11 protein-coding genes are annotated in these 17,224 nt (G+C 38.7%); 3 read left to right on the top strand and 8 right to left on the bottom strand.

Going from position 1 to position 17,224, the window contains the following annotated elements; genetic code table 11:
* Both AC1DPQ_RS02240 and AC1DPQ_RS02235 read right to left on the bottom strand, forming a co-directional pair.
* The coding region (locus tag AC1DPQ_RS02240; RefSeq protein ID WP_477607746.1) for a S41 family peptidase at nt 1-1,167 on the bottom strand (1,167 nt) is incomplete at its 3' end.
* Nucleotides 1,168-1,350: 183 nt separating this feature from the next.
* On the bottom strand, nt 1,351-1,566 hold the full coding sequence (locus AC1DPQ_RS02235; RefSeq protein WP_025141830.1) for a hypothetical protein: 216 nt from the start codon (nt 1,564-1,566) through the stop codon (nt 1,351-1,353).
* A gap of 238 nt (nt 1,567-1,804) precedes the next feature.
* On the opposite strand from AC1DPQ_RS02235, the gene AC1DPQ_RS02230 reads away from it, so the two are divergent.
* Both AC1DPQ_RS02230 and AC1DPQ_RS02225 read left to right on the top strand, forming a co-directional pair.
* On the top strand, nt 1,805-2,407 hold the full coding sequence (locus AC1DPQ_RS02230) for a porin family protein (protein ID WP_477580559.1): 603 nt from the start codon (nt 1,805-1,807) through the stop codon (nt 2,405-2,407).
* 190 nt (nt 2,408-2,597) lie between these two features.
* Nucleotides 2,598-4,433, top strand: a complete 1,836-nt coding sequence (locus AC1DPQ_RS02225) for an outer membrane protein assembly factor BamB family protein (RefSeq protein ID WP_477580557.1) — start codon at nt 2,598-2,600, stop codon at nt 4,431-4,433.
* A 306-nt stretch (nt 4,434-4,739) separates the two neighbouring features.
* Here AC1DPQ_RS02225 and AC1DPQ_RS02220 read toward each other — a convergent pair whose 3' ends face one another.
* From AC1DPQ_RS02220 to AC1DPQ_RS02200, 5 genes are all read right to left on the bottom strand, one after another.
* Nucleotides 4,740-6,443: a RagB/SusD family nutrient uptake outer membrane protein gene (locus AC1DPQ_RS02220; protein WP_477607744.1), complete on the bottom strand. Its 1,704-nt coding sequence runs from the start codon at nt 6,441-6,443 to the stop codon at nt 4,740-4,742.
* Between the two features lie 11 nt (nt 6,444-6,454).
* Nucleotides 6,455-9,688: a SusC/RagA family TonB-linked outer membrane protein gene (locus AC1DPQ_RS02215; protein WP_477607742.1), complete on the bottom strand. Its 3,234-nt coding sequence runs from the start codon at nt 9,686-9,688 to the stop codon at nt 6,455-6,457.
* Nucleotides 9,689-9,952: 264 nt separating this feature from the next.
* Nucleotides 9,953-10,750: a DUF4397 domain-containing protein gene (locus AC1DPQ_RS02210; RefSeq protein ID WP_057933243.1), complete on the bottom strand. Its 798-nt coding sequence runs from the start codon at nt 10,748-10,750 to the stop codon at nt 9,953-9,955.
* A 24-nt stretch (nt 10,751-10,774) separates the two neighbouring features.
* Nucleotides 10,775-12,385, bottom strand: a complete 1,611-nt coding sequence (locus AC1DPQ_RS02205) for a SusD/RagB family nutrient-binding outer membrane lipoprotein (protein ID WP_477580551.1) — start codon at nt 12,383-12,385, stop codon at nt 10,775-10,777.
* An 8-nt stretch (nt 12,386-12,393) separates the two neighbouring features.
* Nucleotides 12,394-15,477, bottom strand: coding sequence for a SusC/RagA family TonB-linked outer membrane protein (locus AC1DPQ_RS02200; RefSeq protein ID WP_477607740.1), 3,084 nt, complete (start codon nt 15,475-15,477; stop codon nt 12,394-12,396).
* Nucleotides 15,478-15,717: 240 nt separating this feature from the next.
* On the opposite strand from AC1DPQ_RS02200, the gene AC1DPQ_RS02195 reads away from it, so the two are divergent.
* Nucleotides 15,718-16,464, top strand: coding sequence for a DeoR/GlpR family DNA-binding transcription regulator (locus AC1DPQ_RS02195; protein WP_215124683.1), 747 nt, complete (start codon nt 15,718-15,720; stop codon nt 16,462-16,464).
* Between the two features lie 139 nt (nt 16,465-16,603).
* Here AC1DPQ_RS02195 and AC1DPQ_RS02190 read toward each other — a convergent pair.
* The coding region (locus tag AC1DPQ_RS02190) for a RagB/SusD family nutrient uptake outer membrane protein (RefSeq protein WP_477607738.1) at nt 16,604-17,224 on the bottom strand (621 nt) is incomplete at its 5' end.

Raw genomic sequence — 17,224 nt, 5'->3', positions numbered from 1 at the left:
ATCTACCACGATATCGGGATAAACACCATTACCACTGTACACGTTTCTTCCTGCTTTGGTTTGGTACATTGCCATGGTCGAATCGGCAAAACGTTCTGCAATACCATCTGCATTTTTATGTGCATAATCTAATTTTTGGATGCACCTGCCTGATGGTGTATAATATTTTGCCACAGTTACTTTAACCAAGCTGTTATAGGGCAGGTTAAAGGTTTGCTGAACCAAGCCTTTGCCGTAACTACGTTGGCCGATTACAATGGCACGATCTAAATCCTGTAAAGAACCCGCAACAATTTCTGAGGCTGAGGCCGAATTACCATTTACAAGCACTACCAACGGAACCGAAGTAGAAACCGGGGTTAAAAGTGTTTTATAGGCGATGGTTTTCTCTACATTTTTGCCTTTTTGGGCTACAATAAGCTGATCTTTATTCACAAAGAGGTTCACAATTTTAACCGCTTCCTGCAAAATACCCCCGCCGTTGTTTCTCAAATCTAAAACCACACCTTTTGGGTTTTCTTTTTGAATAGCCAACAGCGCATCTTTAACTTCCTGTCCGGAATTTTCAAGAAATTTATCGAGTTTGATGTAACCGATACCATCACCAACCATTCCTGAGTAAGAAACGTTAGGCTGTTTTATTTCATCACGGACAAGTTTTTTAGTGATTTCTTTTCCATCTCTGATCATCAACAAATCAACGGCTGTGCCTTTAGGGCCACGCAATAATTGGCTAACCTCTGAGCGGTCTTTTCCTTTTATGGCAATCCCGTTGATGCTCAGCACCTGATCGCCGGCTTTAATATCACTTTTATTTGCAGGATAACCTTCGCTTACTTCATTGATAAACAGTTTTCCATCGATAAAAACAGTGCTGGCACCAATACCTCCGTACTGTGTGCTCACATATTTTAGCTTGTAATCTTCAATCTCCGATTCTGGGACATATTCGGTATAGGGATCTAAACTATCCAACATGGCATCAATCCCCGTTTTCATCAATTGGGGGGCATTAGTGTCATCAACATAATTGATATTGATTTCTTTATAGAGCGAAGCAAAAATATCCAGATTTTTAGATACGAGGAATAAATCTTCTTTAAATGAAAAAGACAAAACAGCCACGCCAAAGCCAGCTGCTAAAAGACCATATTTTAGTTTCTTCATTCCCTTATATATTTAAATTCCGAAGGGCAAGTTAAATGAAATACCGCTCTTTTTGGAAGGTTATTATTGATTAAGCAAACGTAAATGTACAAAAACCGATAAATATTAAAAACAGCTTATTTGGGCTAAGCGTAAATTAAGCGTTACGCGAAAAAGAAGAGGATGAAAACAAGGAAAAATTTACTAAAGTCTGTTACCCTTGGTATCGGCAAGTGCTTTTTGAATGGTAAATTCGATGTAGGTGCGGTCGCGTTTTACCAAACGCATTAAATCTTCAATCAGTTGATCTTCTTTGCCTGGCGTAAATTCTAAAGGCTCGTTCGCCAGATCGCGATATTTCCTTAAGAACTTGGTTTTTACTTTAAATGCAGTTTCTGAAGTAAGTTGAAAATTAGCCATGGCATATTTTATTTGATGCAAAAGTAAAAAATATTTGCTCAGGTTAATACCTTTTTATGTGATGTGACAAAAAAAGTGGAGATTCGCGGATTCTTTTTGCACGATAATTGTGTTAAAAGCACGTTATAAAACCTAATCGGTATAAAAACCGTGTAATACAAATTTTTAAAAATGAAATCATGGCAGGTATCATCGATCGTTTATGGTTTTATAACCTTTAAAAAACAAATTAAACAACATGAAAAAAATCATCTTCTCTATTGTTTTCCTAACCTTGGGTTGGGCAACATCAAAGGCACAAACGTTTAACCTCGGGGTTAAAGCAGGTGTAAACTTAGCAAAGTTAAATGCAGATTTTGCAAGTGAAGAAAACCGTTTAGGTTATCAGATCGGTGCCTGGGCACGGATTGGTGGCGCTAGTCTTTATGTGCAACCAGAGGCTTACATTGGTAGCAAAGGCAATAAATTTATCAGCATTACGCAAGATAATGGGAACGAAGTTGCAGCTGAAGGGAAAGTAAAATTTACCACTTTAGATGTTCCTGTTTTATTGGGAACAAAATTTGGTGCTAAAAATTTAAACTTCCGCTTAATGGCTGGTCCGGTTATTTCATTTATTCTGGATGAAAATTCGTCGTTTAGTTCTGCTTATCAACAAGCAACCGATTTCGACAACTACAAAAACCAGGCACTGGGCCTACAGGCTGGTGCTGGTGTAGATGTGGGTAACATTTCGGTTGATTTACGCTACGAAGCCGGTTTATCCAACATTAGTAAAAGTGAAAAATACAGCCAAAAACCTAACTTGTTTCAATTGAGTTTAGGATTTAAAATTTTGTAATTTTTTCAACAGAACGAGTAAGAGGCGGCCATTGGTCGCCTTTTTTTGTTTAATCCTTTTTTAGCAGTTGAAAAAGCTATTTCTTAGGCTGTTACAGCACATTTATTAATATGTAAAATTGGCATTACAGCCCTGTTTAAGCCCTAAAAAATGTCGATTTTTATAGTAAAACAATTAAACGAAAAACAAAATGAAACATCCTATTCTTTTACTGTTTGCTATTATTATATCGCTCTCTGTAAAAGCCCAAAATTTTAAATATGCTTTTGTAACTGATACCCATGTTGGGTCATCAACAGGCGAAGAAGATCTTAACCGAACTGTTGCTGATTTAAATATGCTGAATGACATCGATTTTGTGATCATTACTGGCGATATCACCGAAATGGGTACCAATAATGAGCTTAAACTGGCTAAAGATATCCTATCAAAATTAAATAAACCATACCACATTATCCCTGGAAACCACGATACCGGATGGTCAGAATCAGGTGGTGTAAATTTTATTAAAGCGTTTGGTGGTGATAAATTTATTTTCGATCATAATGGCTACCGTTTTATAGCATGTGCATCTGGCCCTTACGTAAGGATGAGCGATGGGCACATTCCAAGGGATGCGACCGTTTGGCTTGACAGCGTGCTTAAAGCAACACCTAAAAATATGCCCATTATTTTTGCCAACCACTACCCATTGGATAACAGTTTGGATAATTGGTACGAAGCAACAGATGAGCTAAAGAAATATAATATCCAATATGCCATTTGCGGCCATGGGCACAATAATCACCCTTATAATTTTGAAGGTATTGAAGCCACAATGGGCCGCTCTAATCTAAGGGCAAAGGATGGTATTGGTGGGTATAATATTGTAACAATGACCAAGGATAGTGCATTTTTTCAGGTTAAAAAACCAACCCAGGATATTCTTCCCGTATGGCGCAAAATTGCCTTAAAAACTTTTCTCGCCGATTCAAAAAAATATGATCGCCCTGATTTTGCCATCAACAATAAATATGCGGGCACGAAGGAAGTTTGGACTTACCACTCCAACGCAAATGTAGTGAATACACCAACCTATACATCGAACAATGTTATTTTTGGCAATAGCTTAGGTTTGGTTGAAGCCTTAAATAAAAATACCGGAAAGAAAGTATGGACATTTAAAACCAAAGGCGCGATCTACTCATCACCAGTTGCTGTTAACAATATGGTTATCTTCGGTTCAGGCGATGGCACTATTTACGCATTAAGTGCAAAAACAGGAAAAGAACTCTGGCGCAAGGAAACAACTAACTCGGTATTAGGTTCGCCGGTGGTTAGCGGGCAACGGGTATATATAGGTGGCAGCGATAATACCTTCAGGGCATTGGATGTTAAAACAGGGAATGAAATATGGGCATTTAAAGAAGTAGAAGGTACAATTGTGGGCAAACCACTTATTTATCAGGGCAAAATTATTTTTGGCTCCTGGGGCAGGCATTTGTATGCCCTGGATATTAATAGCGGAAACCTATTGTGGAAATGGAACAATGGCCAGGGTAACAGAATGTTTTCGCCAGCTATGGTAACGCCTGTAGCTTATAACGGGATAATTTATATTGCAGCTCCAGACCGTTATTTAACCGCGATTGATGCAAAAAACGGCAGTACACTTTGGCGAAACAAAGAAGCTACAGTTCGGGAATCGATCGGACAATCGGCAGACAGTACCATTATTTATGGCAAAACCATGCAGGACGAAATTGTAGCTTATAAAGCGCAGGCACAAGATCCGGGTGTACTTTGGCGATATAATGTAGGCTTTGGATATGAACACGTACCATCCATGTTGATTGAAAAGGAAGGAAAGGTATTTTTTGGAACAAAGAATGGTGTTATTTATGCTATCGATCCTAAACAACAAAGCACGGTTTGGGCACACAAAATAGATAATTCGATGATCAATACCGTAAATGTGATTAATGGAAAAAATCTTGTTATAAGCACTATGGATGGAAAAGTAGTTTGGTTAAACGCTAATAAGTAAGCATAAACAATTCATATAAAAATCATTTATAAATTACAAGCCTGTATTTTGAGAATTCACAGCCCTTTCGCATAGACTCAACCAACTGAATAGATAAACCTTTTAATATTTATTTAGCTTAGAAAATTAACCACAACCAAAAAAATACAAGCATCTATCTAAATAGCGATTAACAAAACGAGGCTGTATCATAAGTTGACACAGCCTCATTTTTTGTCATTTTCATTAATACCTCCCTACAGGAGCATTTTCGAATATTCGATTCTCAGGGGCCAATTTTACTTTTGATACAGCCTCTTTTATTAGTTATTGCCAACCAGGATTTTGTTTTAAGTCTATTCCCTGATCTTTATACAGTTTAATCTGATCAAGTGGCAGTGGGCTTAAATATACTTTGTCATTATCAAATGTCCTTTGCGTTTCTGGTTTAGGGGCAGGTATGATATACCCTTCTGTTGTTCCATCAATGGCTACAGTTGCTTTGGGGTAATCTGCTTTTTTAATCCAGGCTCCTCTGTTAATACTAGTATTTAATTTAGTATCAATGTAAGCGTATTTCCTCCACCTTTTCAAGTCATCATTTCTAAAACCTTCCATCATTAACTCGATTCTTCTTTCTCTACGAATTTCCCAAATTAATGAAGATACTGCAGGATCTCTCTGTGGATCATCGTAAACCACACCATTAACGGCTGGCTGCCCACCTATGACCTGAAGATTAGGCATTGAAATTCCACCTCTTTTTCTTAATTTATTAATGGAGTTATCCAAATCGGCTTGAGTTAATKTTCCCAGTTCTGCAGAAGCTTCTGCAAAGTTCATCATAACTTCTCCTAAACGAATAATAGGCGCATCAGTAGTGTTGGTACTAGATAGTGCTTCAGCTGTGCCCCATAAAGTTTGATCCTCCATTAAGAATTTTAAAACAGAATAACCACTTGTGGAATAATTAGAAGCTATGCCTGGTAAACGCAGATCAGATACAAATGTTTCTTTCATTCTAGGATCACGGTTTGCCATTACATTAGCTATAGACTTATCTCCCTGATAAAGTGGTGATACTGAAGCTGGAAGGCCATCTGTACACAAATATGCATCAATAGCATTTTTAGACGGGCCAGTTTGAGGCTCCCTGTTTACATAACTCACTAATGAATGTGTGCTTTGGGCAGTACCATACTGTCTGTATAGAATAATCTCAGGATTTCCTTTAAGGTCAAGAGAGCTAAATAAGGTTCTATATTTAGCTCCTAATGAATACCCGCCTTTCGTCATCACTTCGTTAGCTGCCCATTTAGCTGCTTCTAAATACTCGGTTGCTTTAGCAGGGTTAATATTCGAATATTTTAGCAAGGTACCATGATAAAGAAATACACGGGACATAAATGCCAACACAACGTATTTGTTAACAATCTGTCCGTTTGGCCCAACAAGAGCGTCAGTCGCCCTGACGTTTTCAGCAGCGTATTTAAAATCTGCAAGCATATTATCTAGCACAACAATCTGTGGATCTCTGGGTTTATATAAGTCTATTGAAGTTTCTTCCAAAGGTTTGTCATAGTAAGGAAAATCTCCAAAAGCTTTAACCAAGTCGTTATATTCTAAAGCACGGAAAAAACGACCTACACCAACCCAGTTCTTTTTAATATCATCAGATAAGTAAGTTGAATTACTTACTCTATCTATAAATATATTGGCTTTTCTGACAAAAGTAAAACTCCATCCTCCGCCAGACGTAGGAACATTTTTGGTAAATGCAGTAGGAGTTGTTGGTGCAAAATCATCATTTAATGTTTCTCCGGAAAAATATTTACCAAATGTAAATCCGGATCCGTAACCTGTAAAATAACTTGTGTAAAATCCCCAGGCAAAGGTACTCACCTCTTTCTCTGTTCTCCAATAAGTATCATCAGAAAAAGAATCTAACGGCTCCCTTTCCAAAAAATCTTTTTTACAACCGTTCCCTAATATCAAAATAAGGAAGGCAATTATAATATATATCTTTTTCATCGCTGTAATAGTTATAAGGTTACTTGAATACCAAATGATAATGTTTTTCTGTAAGGATAAACTCTTCCAAATGATGCCGCATCAGTTTGATCTGCTGTATAGTCAACTTCTGGATCTATTGGAATTCCTACGTTAGAAATCGAAAATAAATTTTCTCCACTTAAGTAAAATCTTAGCTTATCAATTTTCACTTTGCTTGTTAAACGTTTTGGAAAGGTATAACCCACAGTAATGTTTTTGGCTCTCAAGTAGGCCATATTTAATAAATATTTCGTTTGAGTTAAAAAATTTAATGAGTTATTAGATTGGGCCTGATTTGTTGGTCTTGGATAGAAAGCATCGGGATTAGAAGGTGTCCAATAATCCATTTGATGCTCAAAAGAAGCCTCAGCAGGATTCCAACCTGGAACAAAGATTGGCCCCGAAGCCCAAAAGTCTCTTTTTCCTACCCCCTGAAAAAATGCATCAATATCAATACCTTTCCAGGAAGTACCTAAACGGAATCCATATTGGTAGCGTGGCGTAGAATTTCCAATTACTTTTAAATCTCCGTGATCATCAACGGTATTGGCGCCATTATTAATTACGCCATTACCATCAAGGTCTTTATATTTAACATCACCTGGGCCATAAAAGAATGAGGCGGTTTCATATCTGCTTTGCGAAGGAATGCCAGGTTTTAAAATCCATTTATTATTTGCGTCCTTTCCTGAAAAATCATCTGAAGTAAAATAACGGTCGGTTTCATACCCCCATATTTCTCCAAGAGTTTTACCTTCATAATTACCCGTTACAGTTAATGTTGTGTTGGCAAATTTGGTAATTTTATCCTGAAAATCAGATAAGGTGCCCGTTAAATTGATCATCAAGCCATTTTCAAAAGTATGATTATAATCAATTGCTAATTCCCATCCATTAGTTGTCATCTCTCCATAATTTCTTCGTGGAGATGTTGCCCCAAAAGATGAAGGAAGTGTTACTCCGGCACTTAACATATCGGTAGTTTTTCTTTTATACCAATCAAAACTTACTCCTAAGTTATTTTTAAAGAAACGGGCATCCAAACCTAAATCAAATGTAGTAACCGTTTCCCAAGTAAGGGATCTGGATACCGCAAGTGGAGTACTTATAGTCACCTGATTTGAACTGCCAATCCACCAGCCAGAATTTGATGTATCCATTAATGGGATAAAAGGATAAAAATTATTTCCAGTTACCACATCCTGATTACCCACTGATCCATAGGATCCGCGTATTTTTAAAAATGACAGTACATTTTCTATTGGCTTTAAAAATGATTCTTCTGATAAAATCCACCCGGCAGACATTGATGGGAAGAAGCCCCATAAGTCATTTTTAGGGAAACGTGATGAACCGTCATATCGACCATTTAATTCAAGGAGGTATTTGTTTTTATAAGCATAATTGATCCGTCCAAATAATCCTTTTGAGGAATAATGCCTATTGTACCCATCAACAAACTGATCACCAATTGCTCCTGGAATTGCGCCTACACCAGGGTCTAATAAGGTATTTCTTTTCGAGTACTGATAATTTTTTTGATAATAATCTATATCTCCACCTAGAATAACCTTGAATGAATGGTCATTAATATCTTTGGTATAGGTTCCATAAAGTTTACCTGCATTTACATCTGTCCACGCTGAACCAAAAGCTGCATAATCATAAGCAACCGACTGATAATTTTTATTTACCGGCGGTAAATCGCCACCTGCCCAAAAATCAATGCCCCTGGTTCCACCTCCAATAATTTTCGAATGAGTATTGGTTGATGAATAGGTATAGTCTGCATCAATTGTTAATCCTTTTAAAGGTTTAAAAGTCGCTCCTGCCTGAATCCTGGCTAGGCCTGTTTTTTCTCTATTCATATTGGCCTGTTGAACTTCTGTAACTGCGCTTCTGAAAGGTTCACCCTGATACGTACCATAGGGATAAAATTTCGGCCAGCGATAAAGATAGTACCAAGGACCAATTGTTGCAGTACTAAAGATAAATGGTGTTGTTGTTAGCGTATTTGTGTAGAAAATCTTTCCTCTAATGTCAAGATAATCCTTTACTGCAGTATTAACACTCACAGACATGTTATAACGGTCGAATTCATCGGGGTTAACTTTCAAAACACCATTCTGGTTTAAATAACCTAAACCAATGTTATAGCTGGTTTTCTCACTTCCTCCACTTACACTTAAATTATGATTTTGTTGTGGGGTCCATTTTTTCATGTATTTATCTGCAGCATCCCATGAGCGATAAAAAAATAATTTGCCATCACGAAGTTCAAAATCCCTTCCTCTAACCATTTCATCACCTAAGTCCTGTCCTCCATATAAACTATCCCATTCTTTCATTTTGCCAATGGCAATTTCATCAATGTACATTCCTACAATACCTGGTTGAGTGGTATTAGGGTTTGTACGTTGTAAAGCTGACAATGCAAAGTTTGCCCCATCGGCAGCATTAGCTATTTTCTGCAAGGTTGTTGGCGTAGACCAGGAGAAATTATTTGTATATGAAATTTTACTTGGCGTGTTTTTCTTTCCCGATTTTGAAGTAATTAAAACGACTCCCCACGCCGCCCTGGTACCATAAATTGATGTAGATGCTGCATCTTTTAAAACCGAGATACTCTCGATGTCATCTGGATTAACCAATTGCAAACTTTCAATCTCAACATTATCAAGTAAAATAAGTGGTTGTGATCCTCCTCCGTTTAAAGAGCCCCTTAATCCTCGAAGTGTAATTTTAGGATTTTTTCCCAATTCGCCACTAGGCGTGGTAATGCTAAGGCCAGGCACAACACCCTGCAAACCTCTGGCAACATCAGTAATTGGTCGACTCTGCAGTACCTTCGTATCTACAGTAGTTACCGCACCTGTTAGGTTTGCTTTCTTTTGTGTACCATAGCCTACCACCACAACCTCATCCAAACCCTTTGAATCGGATTTAAGAACGACATTTACGATAGTATTGCCATCAACAGGTTTTTCGAGAGTGGCATACCCAATAAAAGTATAAACCAATACATCTGTTTTTAATGCCTTGATGATGTAAACTCCATCCCCATTAGTCTGAGTAATGGTGTTGCTTCCCTTTACTCTGATGGAAACGCCGGGTATAGGGCCATCTTCTGATGTAACCTTACCCGTAATGGTAGTTTGTTGTGCAATGGCATGGGCCAGCAACACAAACGTACCAAGAAAAATTAATAGTAGCTTTTTTTTCATAAACGTAAGTTTAGAATTGTTTTGTAGTTTAGTCTTAATACCGCATAAAACAGCAATATTTAAGTAAATATCACTAATTATTTGATTAAAAAAAACAAATTTGGTTTTGCAACATCTATATTACCGCACAAACACGCAAAAAAGCGCATTATCTGATTATTAAGCAGTTATTGCATTATCTCTATTCCCTTCTGTGCTCCTAAAAAATCTGGGAAATGAAAAAGCCAACCACTATGGGTTGGCTTTTATATCTGTAATTATAATCTATCTGATTAAAAAGAACGATACGTAAGGTCTACGTGGTGCCGTTGTGATGCCACTATAGCCACTAGCAAAAATGGTATAAACCCTTTTGTTTAAAAAAGTACTTGCACTGGTATAATTGGCAAGAACCGTTGCGGTTGTTATTGCTGCTCCAGCCGGCCTGATTTTCCAGGTTTTTGATTGCGCAGACCTTAATGTAATCTCATTGGTAATGTTTAAATAATTTACATTGCCTGCAATGAGCGAGTCTTTTGCATTATCTGTTGCACTTGTTCCATAATATAGATCTACTGATGGTACATTTGGCATTAAGTTGATAAACCGGTATTTACAATAGGCCGTATCCGGCCTGGTAAAACTTTCCTGAGTTAAAACATTTTTGGTATTTGCAGCGGTATCGGTAATATGCGCAACATAATTTTTGCCTGCTTCTATCTGGAAGGTTGTACTGTATAGCACAACTGAATCGGTTCCATCATCTTTCTTTTTGGGAAGAATAATCGATAGTTTTAGATTACCAGGACTTACAGCAAGAAAATCAGCCGTAGAACTGCCCCCTGTGTTATACCCACCACCAGGAAAAGGAGTACGTGCAGTAATTACACTACTAACTCTTTTATCGTTAATTTTAATTGCTATTGCCCTATTGTTATAATAGTAAGAGGCATAGTTCACCTTTAATAAAGCCTGGTCGCTGGTCAATTTTTCGGTTTCACCATAATCGAGTACATTTTTGGTGCAACCAGCTAAAGCCATTGCAATAAACAGACTGGCAAATAAGTTAGAAAATATTTTCATCTTGATATTTTTTAAATTAAAAAATTATGGCTGGCTAAACCAGGTTTCTTTGGTCATGTAGTCAACGTCTAACCCGCCCCACTTGCGTAACTCCTCACTATTCCAAACATATTCAGAATTGTAACGTGGCCTGAATCGATAAGCATATTTCCCGCCTAAAAGAAGGTCGGCTGTAGGAATTTGATAGAACTGCCTGAAGACCGTTGCACTGTAATGATGCTTCCTCATATCAGACCATTGCTCTAAACCGGCCCAACCCCATTGGGCAATGTATTTTTGCCCCATGATGTCGGCCAGTGTTAGTGTTGCAGCACTTTGGGCAACTTCATTAGAGGCCAAATAAGTGTTGATTTCGGCATCGGTTATCAAAGGATCAGGGGTTTTAGAAGCCCTGCCATAAGTGTTGCAAAAAACCATATGGCCAGATATACCAAGCCTGTATGCAGTAAAAGCATCTGCTGTTTTTCCCTGTAAAAACAACGCTTCTGCTTTTGCGAACTGTAATTGCGAATAGGTCATGATTGGGTACCTTGCTGCATCGGCAAAAATATATTTTCCATTGTAAGTAGTAGACCCTGCCGGGATACTGCCGAAAACAATAGGAAGGCCAGATGTACTGCTTCCCTGCGTTGGAACACCGGCTATATACCTGCCCAAAGTAGCTGTAGCCGTACTTGCCGGCAACATCCTGCTCAACCGTGGATCGAGTGAGCTTGTTGGATTTGTGGTAGGCACTCCCCTCACTCCACCTGCAAGATAGTTTAAGATCGTGGTCGAAATCCGACCATAATAAGTAGATGTTGTACCAGATGGATTTATATAGCCCAATGTGGGCCCGAATGGATTGGTATCATCGGTACTTGCTGCAGAGAAATAAACCGTTGCTGATTCTGCTTCATTGGCAAAAGATAAATCAGTGTATTTAACAACACTATCGGCGTACATGGCTTTAAACTCTGGTTTATTTACCAGATGACTGTACTGTAATGCATAAATTGCATACACAAATTTTCTCCATTTGGTCATATCGCCTTTATAAATCCCATCACCGGTAACACCAGCCAGTTGCGTAGCGTAGTTAATTGGACTTTTCATCGTAGAATACTTAAGCGACTGCTCGCAATAGTAACGTACTTTTGCATATACCTCTGGCTGATCATGGTAAGGGAATCTTAACATCCCAGGGGTAAACGCCTCATCCAAAATGATTGGCCCGTACAAATCTGTTGTTTGTTGATAGGCCCAAGCTTTAATGGCATAACCAATTGCAGCATACTCATATTTTTGATTGGCAACTGCATCATTAATTAAATTCTCCAGGTTCAAACCCAAATCAACATAGGTCATTCTCCAGATTACGCCTCCATTATCGCTCGAACGTACAAAAGTGTGTTTTTCAAAAGCAATAGATCCATCATCAGTTGATGCACCAATAAGATTTTGCGTAATTTTCCAGATAAAACGATAATCCTGTGAGGTTCCGTTTGTCATTTGAAATAGAATTGGCGGCAGCAGCAGTTCTGCCTTACTGGTTTGTGGCACAGCAGGGTTTGTATTGATATCGAGGTATTTTTTACATCCTCCAGCCATTAATAATACTGCCGAAGCAATATATAGTTTATATAATATTTTCATGTTGTTCACTATAATTTAACCCTAAATCCTACATTAAAACCTATCGGTTTGCCAACATTACCATAATCGATACCGAAACCTCCAATCCCTCCAACACCTGGTGAATTTGCATTACTCTCTGGGTCGCCACCTGAATAATTGGTAATCAATATCGAATCGGTTAAAGTAAAAAAGGCCCCGAAGCTTTGGATAAATCCGATGCGTTTAACCAGCGATGGGGGAAAATCATATGCCAGCGTAACATCCCTTAAACGCAGCGTTTTGATGTTCCGCTCTACGAACATCTCTGGCGATACGTTCAGAGAATAGTAGTTAGAAGCATAAAAGGGGGTTACTGCAATCGTATTAACCGTAGGGTTGGCCGTATTTTGCAATCCATCGGCTAAAACCCCTTTAATTACGCGCGGCAGCTCTCTATCGAGGGTTTTCAAACTAATCCCTTTAATGTAAGATGCGTACTCGGTACCGTTAACTACATCGCCGCCATATCTTAAATCCCATAAGAAAGAGAGATTAAAGCCTTTGTAGCTAAATCTGTTTACAAAACCTAGCGTAAATTTTGGATTCCTGTCTCCAATGGGATAATATTGTGTATCAGAGCTTGTTGGCAAACCAGAGGACGTATTAATCAAGATATCCCCTCTATTACTTCTATCAAACCTGGTTCCGCTAATCGCACCCGTACTATAGCCAGGATGAACTGCGCTCCTGATTTCACCAATTACCCAGGTATCAGATTCGTAAAGTTCCGGAAGCTCATTTGCCAGCGATAATACCACGCCACGATTGCGGGTAAAGTTAAAAGTAGTGTTCCAGTTAAAATCTTTTCCTTTTATCGGGTTACCTGTTAACTGTACTTCGATGCCACGGTTACGTACCGTACCCCCATTCATCATCTCTAAAACGAAACCTGTACCATAGCTTAAGCGTGGGTTAATGATCTGATCTCTACTTAATAGGTTGTAATAGTTAAAATCAAGTCCGATCCGGTTTTTCAGAAATTGCATTTCAGTACCGATTTCGAAATTTTCAGATACCTCCGGTTTTAAGTCTGGGTTACCACCATAGTACGAATAGGCATAACCACCGCCTGTAAATCTTTTAGCTTCGTAGTTTGTACCTGTAGAATATTCTCTCCAGGGCTCTTTACCTGTTAATGCATATGAGGCTCTTAACTTACCATTATCCAGCCATGGCAAGGCCGTTTTAACGGTGGCCAGATCGGTAAAATTAAAGGCCAAACTTGCTGATGGATAGGCAAAATATGGATTGTTTGGCATTAACCGCGAAGCGCCATCAACCCTACCCGATAGGGTTAAATACAATAAGGTTTTGTAGCCCATTATGGCCTGTGCAAAAGCACCAACTGTACGGTAGCGGTTTACATAGGTTAATGTACGCTGTGTTGTTGGCAGCGTATTATTTATACTGTAAAAATTTGGATCGTACATATTCGTACCACGCTGAGAATCGGTAGTAGAATTATAATCGTTAAAAGTAGCACCAATAACATAGGTATTGTTAAAATCTCCAAATTTATGCTTGGCACTAGCCGTTAACGATCCATTAAATACCTTGGTCAACTGATCATAGGTCATTACCGTTCCGCCTGTCGGGGCTGCGGCAGAACCCGAGCCCCGGTAAGATTGAGCATGATATACCGACAATCCTTTGGTATTGGCAATGTCGGCTCCAATAATCCCATTAATCCTTAACCATTTTGTCGGCTTTAGCTCCACATTCGTATTTGCAATTAACCTGTTAACTTTATCGTTATTCACATTTTTAACAACATCCCAAAGCGGGTTATCGAATTCCGAATAGATGCTTGCCAGATGCAGAACCCTGTTTCCGTTGATATCTTGGTAATTCTGAACATCGTAAGCAGAACTAAACCGCATCAACTGAAGCAAAGATCCGTTAGCACCTTTATTTGCCTTATCATTATTAGAATTGATGTAGTTGAAAGTGCTTGTTAGTTTCAGTATCGGTGAAATGGTACCAACTGCAGTTATCCTCGATGAGATCCGCCTATAACTTGTTGTAGGGATTGTTCCTTTACTATCGGTGTATTCGTTAGACCAACGATAAGAGAACTGTTCAGTTCCTCCCTCAAAAGACAAGTTGTGTTTTTGTGTAAAACCAGTTTCGAAAAAATTATGGATATTATCGTAAAGTGGTGTACTTGGTAAAAATGCCGGCCCAAAAAAGTTAGAACTTCCACCATCGTAAACTCCATTAGAAACCCCCGAGTTGTACTTAGTTTGTATCTCCGGAAACTTATTCAGCTGCTCTACCCTAAACGAATTATTGTAATTAATACTTCCGCGGCCAGCCTTACCTTTTTTTGTGGTAATCAAAATTGCGCCACTGGCACCGGCACTTCCATATAACGCGGTGGCCTCAGGCCCTTTCATTATTACATAACTTTCGATATCGTTTGGGTTAATATCCATCCCCCGGTTAGAGTAATCCTGGTCTCTGTTTGCGGCTCCCGAAACTAGCTCTCTTGTTTGATTTAATGTACTGTTGTTAATCGGCACACCATCTACAACAATCAGTGCGTTATTATCTCCGCTGATCGATACAAATCCTCGTAAAACAATCTGCGCAGAGGCTCCTGGGTTTCCATTGGTACTATTAATCGATAAACCTGGAACACGACCTTGCAAGCCTCCAAAGAAATCGTTTCTCTGGGTTTCGGCAACTTCGGATCCGGAAACTTTTGGCGTTGAATAGCCTAACGATTTAGCATCGCGATCAATCCCATAGGCAGTAACCACAACCTCATTAAGATTGCTGGCATCAGCAGAAAGGGTTACATTAATCGTGCTATTTGCACCAACAGCTCTTTCAACACTTTTGTATCCAACATAAGAAAATGTTAATACATCGGTTTTTAATGCCTTTATCGAATAATTTCCTTTGCCATTGGATTGTGACACCACGGTACTTCCCTTCACCCGGATAGAAACGCCGGGAATGGGGCCGTCAGCGGAGCTGACCTTACCGGTAATCGTTATCTGTTGCGCGAAAACTTGCGCACACAGCATAATCATACCGATAAAACTAAAGAATAGTTTTTTCTTCATAATTTGTTAGTAAGAAAGTGGTTATTAGAAGTTGTTGTTTGTATTCCGGTTTATCAAACGCGCAAATTACCGCAGCTTTGATGTTAGTTAAGTAAATATGATGAATGTTTTTGAAAATAAAAACAAATAGGAAAGATTTATTGTGCTAACAAACAAAACTTTATCGCACAAACACGCATAAAAACGCAAATAATATAATTTTAAAATCTTTTTATACATTCGTAAAAAATCAAATGATTTATGCTGAAAAAAGAACGTCACGACTTCATCATGCGCCAGATTAACCTGCATAACCGTGTTTTAACATCCGACTTAGTGCAGTTACTTAATGTTTCAGAAGACACAATCAGACGAGATTTACAAGAGCTTGTTGATGAAAACTTGCTTTATAAGGTTCATGGAGGCGCTTTATCGAAATCTTATCACAGTTCTTTTGACGATAGTACGGTTTATGCCAGAGATAGTAAGATTGCGATTGGCAAAAAAGCCGTTCAGTTGATAAAAGATGGCATGGTAGTTTTAACCGGAGGAGGAACAACGATTTTAGAATTTGTTAAACGACTTCCGCAGGGCCTATCTGCTACATTTTTCACCATTAGTCCGCTGGTAGCAGTAGAGCTCGCTAAATACAATAATATCGAAGTGATTTTAATTGGAGGCTTATTTTCGAAAAATTCGCAAGTTACTTACGGCGGACAAGTAATTACACAGTTATCTGAAATCAAAGCCGATTTATGCCTGATGGGAACCAGCGCCATCCATCCCGATGAAGGCCTAACGGATACCTACTGGGAAATTAACCAGCTTAAAAAAGCCATGTTAGCCTGTGCAAAAAAAACCGCTGTACTTTGTATTTCCGAAAAGCTGGATATTGCTTTAAGATTAAGGGTTTGCCCGATAGAAAGCATTAGTTATCTGATAACAGAATTAGATTTAGACCATGAATCTCTTTCGCGCTACCGTGAAAAGGAATTGAATATTTTATAAAAAGAGGTTGTATCATACAGATTTGTCACCCTGAGCCTGTCGAAGGGCCTGTTTAAATACTGTTTAAGGTGTTTCGACAGGCTCAACATGACAGCATCTGAGCTGAAATTGTGTTTATGATACAACCTCTTTCATTTTGCTAGAAAGTTGGATCCGCAGGGGTATTGGTATTATTATCTCTTTCTGCGAAAGGATAAGGGAAAAAATTACGCTTGCGATCAGCTAAAGGTTGATTGAACCTTCTCATATCCTCAAGTTTTAGCCCAGACATAAAGAGTTCAATACAACGGTGTTTGTAAATCAGATCTAAAAGCTGTTGTTGTGTATAAGGACCAGTTAGTGCCGGCAGTGCCGCCCCAACTCCAAAAGGATCAGTTGCTGCAGTTTTGGTTACGATCTTATTTAGCTCAGTAAGCGACGAAGCCAGGTCAGGAGTAGCTTGACGGGCATAAGCCTCTGCTTTAATTAAGGTCATTTCGCCAGGCAGATAAATGGGAAACTGGGTAAAAGTGCCTGCACCGAAACCATTAATACGTACTGTTGTATTAACTACAGTATAAAATGGAATCCTGGCATCGCCTGCATCCGGGATATTAGCGCCAGTCTGTCCTAAATTTATATTCTTAGGTTGAATTACATTATTGGTAGAGGTAGCAATCTCAAAAATGGGGTTCAAATTTATTGCATCATATGTAAATGTCGATTTTTTAGTTAAATCAACTGCATTTGCAGCAGTTAATGCTAACACATAGTTTCCGGC

Source organism: Pedobacter sp. 01T416_2 (assembly GCF_056398925.1).
The sequence above is the reverse complement of the archived record's forward strand: the minus strand, read 5'-3'. Positions and strand labels throughout refer to the sequence as shown.